This is a genomic window from Caulobacter sp. (assembly GCF_035254145.1).
Classification (GTDB): Bacteria; Pseudomonadota; Alphaproteobacteria; order Caulobacterales; family Caulobacteraceae; genus Caulobacter.
Window position 1 is genome coordinate 1 of the sequence record NZ_DATFAV010000033.1, and the last position, 6,837, is coordinate 6,837.

Consider the following 6,837-nt stretch of genomic DNA (forward strand, 5'->3'; position numbering starts at 1 on the left):
GACGCGGCGGTGATCCTGGACGACCAGAACAACGCCATGCTGGGCGAGGGCGACAAGCATCGGCAAGCCGCGCAGAGCCTGGGCGCGATCAAGGACCTGGGCTACCGCATCCGCGACGCCTGGGTCGCCGGCGAGATCGAAGCCTGGGGGCGGATGCTCCACGAACATTGGGTCAGCAAAAAGCAACTGTCGGCCAAGATCAGCTGGCCGCATATCGACCAGCTCTATGATCACGTTCGCGCCAATCTCGGCGTGACCGGCGGCAAGGTGATCGGCGCCGGCGGCGGCGGCTTTCTGATGCTCTTCACGCCGGGCGACGGGCGAGCGTTGGAAGACTATATGACCTCCCAGAACATGCCTCGCTTGCGCTACGGCATCGACCGGGGTGGGACGCAGGTCCTGCTGAGCCAGGCCGCATGAACGTCTGGCGGGGGGAGCAGGTCGAGACTCTGGGCCGTCGGCGCACGACGGCCGCGTTCGACGTGCGCGCTCGCGCGCCCCTGCGACTAGGCCTGGCCGGCGGCGGCACGGATCTCTCTCCCTATTGCGACCAGTTCGGCGGGGCCGTTCTCAACGTCACCATCGACCGTTTCGCCTTCGCCCATGTGTCGCCCGATCCCCACGGCGCCGTGACCTTTCGCGCCCACGACCTCGGGGTCGGCGAGCGCCATGCGCTGGGTTCGCGACCGAGGTTGGACGAGGGATTGGTCCTGCATCGGGCCGTCTATGACCACATGGTCGAAACTTATCTGGACGGCGACGCGCCAGCCCTGACCGTCTCCACCAACATCGACGCGCCCGCCGGCTCGGGCCTGGGATCGTCCTCGGCTCTGGTGGTGGCTCTGGTGGAGGCTTTCCGCCTGGCGCTCGATCTGCCGCTGGGACCGGGCGACGTCGCGCATCTGGCCTTCATGATCGAGCGCCGAAAGCTCGGTCTGGCCGGCGGCCGGCAGGACCAGTACGCGGCCGCCTATGGCGGCGTGAACTTCATCGAGTTCCTGCCCGGCGACAAGGTTCTGGTCAGCCCGCTGCGCGTGCCTCGCGCCTATCTGAACGAGTTCGAATCCTCGCTCGTGATCTGCTTCACGGGCCAGTCGCGTCACTCCGAAACCATCATCAAGGAACAGATCGACGGTCTTGTCGGCATGAACGCCGAGACGCTGGAGAGCATGCACCAACTGAAGGCCGACGCGGCCCTGATGCGTGAGGCTCTTCTGCGCGGCGACATGCGTGACATGGCCGAGATTCTGATGCGTTCGTGGAAGGCCAAGAAGCGCACCGCGCGTGGCGTGGCGACCGACGCCGTCGATCGCCTCTTCGACCTGGCGATCGCGGAGGGCGCCTGGGGCGGCAAGGTCTCGGGCGCCGGCGGCGGCGGTTTCCTGATGTTCTTCACCGATCCCGAGAACCGCCACCACCTGATCTCGACGCTGAACGCGGCGGGCGGCCAGGCCAGCTCGGTCAAGGTCACCTTCGAGGGGGCCGAAGCCTGGAGCGTGCCGCGTTGACTGTGCGGCAATGCGTGTTTCTGGTCGGCGGTCTGGGCTCGCGCCTGGGGGACCTCGCACGTGACACGCCCAAGCCCATGCTGCCCGTGGCGGGCCGGCCGTTCATCGACCATCTGCTGACCAAGGCCGCAGGTTGCGGATTTGACCGAGCGCTGCTGCTCGCCGGACACCGCGCCGAGGTGATCGAGCGGCACCTGGGCGAAAGCCGGTTGGCCGAGCGCCTGGGAATGCGGATCGCGCTGTCTGTCGAGCCAGCGCCCTTGGGGACCGGCGGCGCCTTGAGCCACGCGCGTGACCAGCTGGATGAGGCTTTCCTGCTGCTCAACGGCGACACCTGGTTCGACTTCGACTGGCGCGTGCTGGCGGAGTGGCGGAATTATCCGGCGGTCCTGGCCCTGCGGATGGTCGAGCCGGCCGACCGATATGAAACCGCGTCGCTGTCGGGCGACAGGATCGTGGAGCTCCGGCCCCGCGATCCGGCCCTGCGAAAGGGGCTGATCAACGGAGGCGTTTGCCGGCTGACGAAGGCGGTCGTGCCCGAGCGCGCGAGGGCCTTTTCGCTCGAAGCCGAACTCTGGCCGGCGCTTTGCGCCTCCGGCGACCTTGGCGGGGCGGCGTTTGAAGGCGGGTTCGTCGATATTGGCCTGCCGGCGAGCCTCGCTTCGGCCGAAGCGATCCTCGCCTCATCCACGCCGAACTAAAGCGCGCTCAGCGTCGGCGGCCCACCAGCATGACGCCGTATGCGGCGGCGTAGCCGCCAAACGCCAAGGCCCACAGCAACGCGCCAAGTCCCAGAAGGAGCGGCAGGGCGGAGGGCCATAGCGGGGCGGCCACGCGGATCATCGTGGCCAGATTGACGGCGGCGTAGATCGCGATGGTGGCGCGATCGGCCTCTAGCGCTCGTCCGGTATGGCCCCGCGTGGCTCTGGTCATGACAGCCAGGATCATCACGCCCATCGCGCCCGCGGTGAGGGCGTGCAGTCCCGACGATCGGGGAAACTCCGGCGCCAGGATGCTGAGCCCCAGAAGAGCCAGGCCCGGCGCAAGCCAGCCGTAGCCGATATGCAGAATACCCACGAGCGGCTCCTTGCGAGCCGCCCAACCTTGCCAGCGCAGCACGCGGACGAGGTGGCTCGCGCCCGCCAGCACCAGGCACACGCCGGTGATCGTCCAATCAGGCGCCGCGACCCAGAGCAGCATCGCCACCGGCGTGAGGACCAGTGCGGCGCGGTCGGCCAGGCCGAAGGCGGCGGGTTCGGCCGCGACGCGGTGCGCCTTCAGCCAATTTCGCGTGAAGCTAGGCGTGATGCGGCCGCCGATCAGGGCCAGCATGATGGCGACGGCGCTGATCGCCACCCGTTCGCCGATCCCGCCCAGATTGAACCGGGCGTCGAGATGAAAGGCGATGTTGGCGAGCGCCAAGAGGCTCGTGAGGATGCAGACGGGGACGTTGCGCCAGTTGCGCCCCGCCAGAACCTCGCGCGCGATCACGGCCGCGAACACCACGAGGAAGGCGCTATCGACAGCGGCGGCCCAGGGCGCGACCCCGCCCGGCGCCAGCATCGCTATGCGGCCGACCACCCATAGCAGCCACAGTCCGGCCAGGGGCGCGCCGATCACCGGCATCCGGCCCGTCCAGTTTGGCACGGCGGTTGTCAGGAAGCCCGCCGTCACGGCGCCGACGACGCCGAACAACATTTCGTGCACGTGCCAGTTTCGATCGACAGAGAGAGGGCCGCCGAGCGCCGTCCAGGCCCAGAGAGGAACGGCCGCGGCCGCCCAGATCGCTCCGGACAGGAAGAACGGCCGGAAGCCGTAGCTGAAGAGCGCCGGGCCTTTGTAGTCGCGACGGCGTTGGGCGGTGGACATGGGCTGTCTCGAACTGGCGCCGAAGGGGCGCAATGAAAGGGGGCATCATCCCGGCCAAGGGCCGGGCGTCGTTGTGCGTCGGCAAACAGACTAGGAAGGGATGCGAGCGCGGAGGGCGTCGACCAGGGCGTCGCTCAGCAGAGGCTTCTCGATCAGGATCGCGCCGACCTTGTCGGCGAAGCGGCGAAGGCTCGCCGTCGGGTTGGTGGCGGTTAGCACGGTCGGCGGGCGAGGCGTTTCCGCTGGCCACTGGTCGAAGAGTTCCGGCGCGGCGATGGCCGGCGGCGCATGACCGACGATCAGGGCGTCGAACGCCTGTTTTCGCAGGGCCTGGCGAAGCGTCTCGGGTTCTTCGAAGGTCATGATCTGGAAGCCCTCGAGCTCGAGCGAGAACTTCAACGCCGAGCAGACCGCTGGATCATGATCCAGCAACGCCACCGAGGGGCGAAAGAATGTCGGGCGAGAGGTCACGACGATAATCCAGAAGAGGGCTAGGCCCGCCCGGTACGGGCGGGCCTTCGGCGCGTCAGGCCGCGGTTTTCCAGTTGGGTTGCAGCTCGACGTGCGCAGGGCAGGGCGCGACAGCCGTGGTCGGCAGGCCGGCCAGTTCGTTGGCGAAGCCGTGGTTCACGTCTCGGTGGTGAGCCTCGTCGGCGCGGACCACCTCGACGACGTCACGCAGGGTCGAGCCTTGCGGCAGGTTCCAGTAGTCCAGCGCGATCTTGGGGGCGGGCGCGTTGACCGACCGGCCCTCGTCGATCTCCTGCAGATAGTGGGTGTAGCTGATGACGGCCTCTTCCTCGAAGTAGCCGACGACGCGGTGGGCGGTCTTGGGCGAGATCAGGTACAGCCCGAAGAAGAAGAGATAGAAGACCCACTGCGCGGCCACGACGACGAAGCGCTCGAACAGCGTCGGCCGCGCCACCTCGATGAAGGTCATCAGGTGCATGCGTTCGTTCTCGGCCTCGTCCATCAGCGTCCGGATCCAGCCGCGGTCGGCTTCCATGCGCCGCAGGCACTTCAGGTGGGTCAAGGTCGCGCCGACCATGCCGGGCACGGCGGCCACGGTTTCGAGAACCACGGCCCGGTGGCCATAGCGTTTGGCGAAGAAGGTGTCGGCGCAGAAGCGAAGCGCCTTGACGAAGCCAAGGGCGACGACATCCGAGGCCCCTTTGGGAGCATGGTGGGCATCGAGGGATATTTCAGGACCATTCATGGTCTCGACCTTTCGAGTTGGCGGCGACGGCCGCCGGATCGAGGGACTTGATAGACCTCGCGCTCTGGTCGAAAAATTCTGGTCCGATCCTAAGGAGAATCCCTGGGGTGTGGCCGACGCGCCGGTGCGCTAGGCGCGGAGGATGACCTTGGACGACCTCACTCAGTCCCGCCGAAACCCAAAACGCGAATGGATGATCGCGCTAGGCGTCGCCTTGGGCCTGGTGGGAATCGGCGTCACCACCCGCCTGGCGTTCGAACCGCTGCTTGGCGACCGAGGACTCTATCTCTTCTTCTTTCCGGCCGTTGTCGCCACGGCCGCCTATCGCGGCGTGGCCGGCGGCGCGGTCGCCTGCCTGCTGGGCGTGGTCGCCCTCCTGGCGATCAGCGCCCGACAACCGCCCCTGGACGCGGGCGATATCGCCGGCGCGGTGCTGTTCGTGGCTATCAGCCTCGGCATCAGCTTTGGCGGCGAACGGTTTCGGATCGCGCGGCGACGGACGGAGGCGGTGACGCGCGACCTCATGGTGCGCGAGGCCCACCTGGCGTCGATCCTCGACACCGTGCCCGACGCCATGGTGCTGATCGACGCCGGCGGCCTGGTGCGATCCTTCAGCTCTGCGGCGGAGCGCCTGTTCGGCTGGAAGGCTTCGGAGATCGCCGGCCGCAATGTGAACGTTCTGATGCCCGAGCCCTATCGGTCCGCGCACGACGGCTACCTCAAGCGCTATTACGATACGGGCGAACGCCGGATCATCGGTCTGGGGCGGGTGGTCATCGGCGAGCGTAAGGACGGCTCGACCTTTCCCATGGAGCTGGCGGTGGGTGAGATCAGCACCGCCTCTGGCCGCTTCTTCACCGGCTTCGTCCGCGACCTCACCGAGACACAGCGCACCCAGGCCCGTCTGCAGGAGCTACAGGGCGAGCTGGTGCATATGGCGCGCCTGACCTCGATGGGCGAGATGGCGTCGGCGCTGGCGCACGAGATCAACCAGCCGCTGTCGGCGGTGGCCAACTATCTGAAGGGCAGCAAGCGCCTCCTGCAGGATCCCGAGCTCGATAAGGCCTTGCTGGAAGAAGCGCTCAACAAGGCCGGCGACCAAGCCTTGCGCGCGGGCGCCATCATCCGCCGCCTGCGCGATTTCGTGGCGCGAGGCGAAACGGAGCGGCAGGTCGAGGACCTCAATCGCATGGTGGAGGAGGCCGCGGCGCTGGCGCTGGTCGGGGTGCGGGAGATCGGCGTGTCGGTTCGCCTGGACTATGATCCCGCGGTCCGCCTGGTGCTGGCCGACCGGGTTCAGATCCAGCAGGTTCTGGTCAATCTGATCCGCAACGCCGTCGACGCCATGGAGAGCTTGCCAAGACGCGACCTGACCATCAGCGTCGGGCGACATGACGACCTGGCTCTGGTCAGCGTGGCCGATACCGGGGCGGGCATAGCGCCCGAGATCGCCGAGAATCTGTTCGCGCCCTTCATGACCACCAAGCGCGATGGCATGGGTGTCGGTCTTTCGATCTCGCGCACCATCATCGAGGCGCACGGCGGCCGGCTTTGGGCCGAGGATACGCAAGGGGGCGGAGCGACATTCAAGTTCACGCTCAAGACAGTGGAAGGAGATCCGGACCTTGAGTGAAGGTGTTGTTCACGTCATCGACGACGATGCGGCCATGCGGGACTCGCTGGGGTTTCTGTTGCAGGTCAATCGTATCCCGTACCGGTTGTTCGAGTCTGCGGTCGCCTTCCTGGAAGATCTGCCTCCGTCCGGGGACGGCTGCGTCCTGACCGACGTGCGCATGCCCGAGCTCAGCGGCATCGAGATGCTCAAGCTGCTCCAGGAACGGGGCTATCGCGATCCGGTGATCGTCATGACCGGTCACGCCGATGTTCCCCTGGCGATCGAGGCGATGAAGGCGGGCGTGGTCGACTTCATCGAGAAGCCGTTCGACGATGATATCCTGCTGACCGCCATCCGCGAGGCGCTGGAGCGCAGCCGCCTTCAGCGCGGCGAGGATCGGGCGTTGGCCGATGTCCGGGACCGGCTCGAGAGCCTTTCGCGCCGAGAGCAGGAAGTCTTGGAAGGCGTCGTCGAAGGCCGTTCGAACAAGGTCATCGCCTTTGATCTTGGGATCAGTCCGCGCACGGTGGAGATCTATCGCGCCGCGGTGATGACCAAGATGCGGGCGCGCAGCCTGTCGGAATTGGTCCGAATGGTGCTTTCGACGCGCGGCGGCTGAGAAAAAAGAG

General features: G+C 67.1%; 7 protein-coding genes and 1 pseudogene. 5 read left to right on the forward strand and 3 right to left on the reverse strand.

What is annotated here, in order from left to right; genetic code table 11:
- The 3 genes and pseudogenes from VJ655_RS01630 to VJ655_RS01640 form a co-directional block, all read left to right on the forward strand.
- Positions 1-420 (forward strand): annotated as a pseudogene (locus VJ655_RS01630) (hypothetical protein); the annotation flags it as partial.
- A complete protein-coding gene (locus VJ655_RS01635; RefSeq protein WP_324097624.1) occupies positions 417-1,508 on the forward strand; it encodes a dehydrogenase in 1,092 nt (363 codons plus the stop codon). The pseudogene VJ655_RS01630 and the gene VJ655_RS01635, both read left to right, overlap by 4 nt.
- Positions 1,509-1,522: 14 nt before the next feature.
- The gene (locus VJ655_RS01640) at positions 1,523-2,209 is read left to right on the forward strand and encodes a sugar phosphate nucleotidyltransferase (protein ID WP_324097625.1); all 687 of its coding nucleotides are present in this window, start codon (positions 1,523-1,525) and stop codon (positions 2,207-2,209) included.
- A gap of 7 nt (positions 2,210-2,216) precedes the next feature.
- On the opposite strand, the gene VJ655_RS01645 is transcribed toward VJ655_RS01640, so the two are convergent.
- The 3 genes from VJ655_RS01645 to VJ655_RS01655 all read right to left on the reverse strand — a co-directional run bounded on the left by VJ655_RS01645 (position 2,217) and on the right by VJ655_RS01655 (position 4,593).
- Positions 2,217-3,377, reverse strand: coding sequence for an NnrS family protein (locus VJ655_RS01645; RefSeq protein WP_324097626.1), 1,161 nt, complete (start codon positions 3,375-3,377; stop codon positions 2,217-2,219).
- Between the two features lie 90 nt (positions 3,378-3,467).
- Positions 3,468-3,848, reverse strand: a complete 381-nt coding sequence (locus tag VJ655_RS01650; protein WP_324097627.1) for a hypothetical protein — start codon at positions 3,846-3,848, stop codon at positions 3,468-3,470.
- A 55-nt stretch (positions 3,849-3,903) separates the two neighbouring features.
- Positions 3,904-4,593 carry an alternative oxidase gene (locus tag VJ655_RS01655; protein ID WP_324097628.1) on the reverse strand — a complete coding sequence of 230 codons (690 nt, stop codon included), beginning with the start codon at positions 4,591-4,593 and terminating at the stop codon, positions 3,904-3,906.
- A 193-nt stretch (positions 4,594-4,786) separates the two neighbouring features.
- Between VJ655_RS01655 and VJ655_RS01660 the strand changes: the two genes are divergently transcribed.
- Together VJ655_RS01660 and fixJ are read left to right on the forward strand one after the other, a co-directional pair.
- The gene (locus VJ655_RS01660; protein WP_324097629.1) at positions 4,787-6,226 is read left to right on the forward strand and encodes a PAS domain S-box protein; all 1,440 of its coding nucleotides are present in this window, start codon (positions 4,787-4,789) and stop codon (positions 6,224-6,226) included.
- Positions 6,219-6,827, forward strand: coding sequence for a response regulator FixJ (fixJ, locus tag VJ655_RS01665; RefSeq protein ID WP_324097630.1), 609 nt, complete (start codon positions 6,219-6,221; stop codon positions 6,825-6,827). Before VJ655_RS01660 ends, fixJ begins: the two co-directional genes overlap by 8 nt.
- Positions 6,828-6,837: the final 10 nt, after the last annotated feature.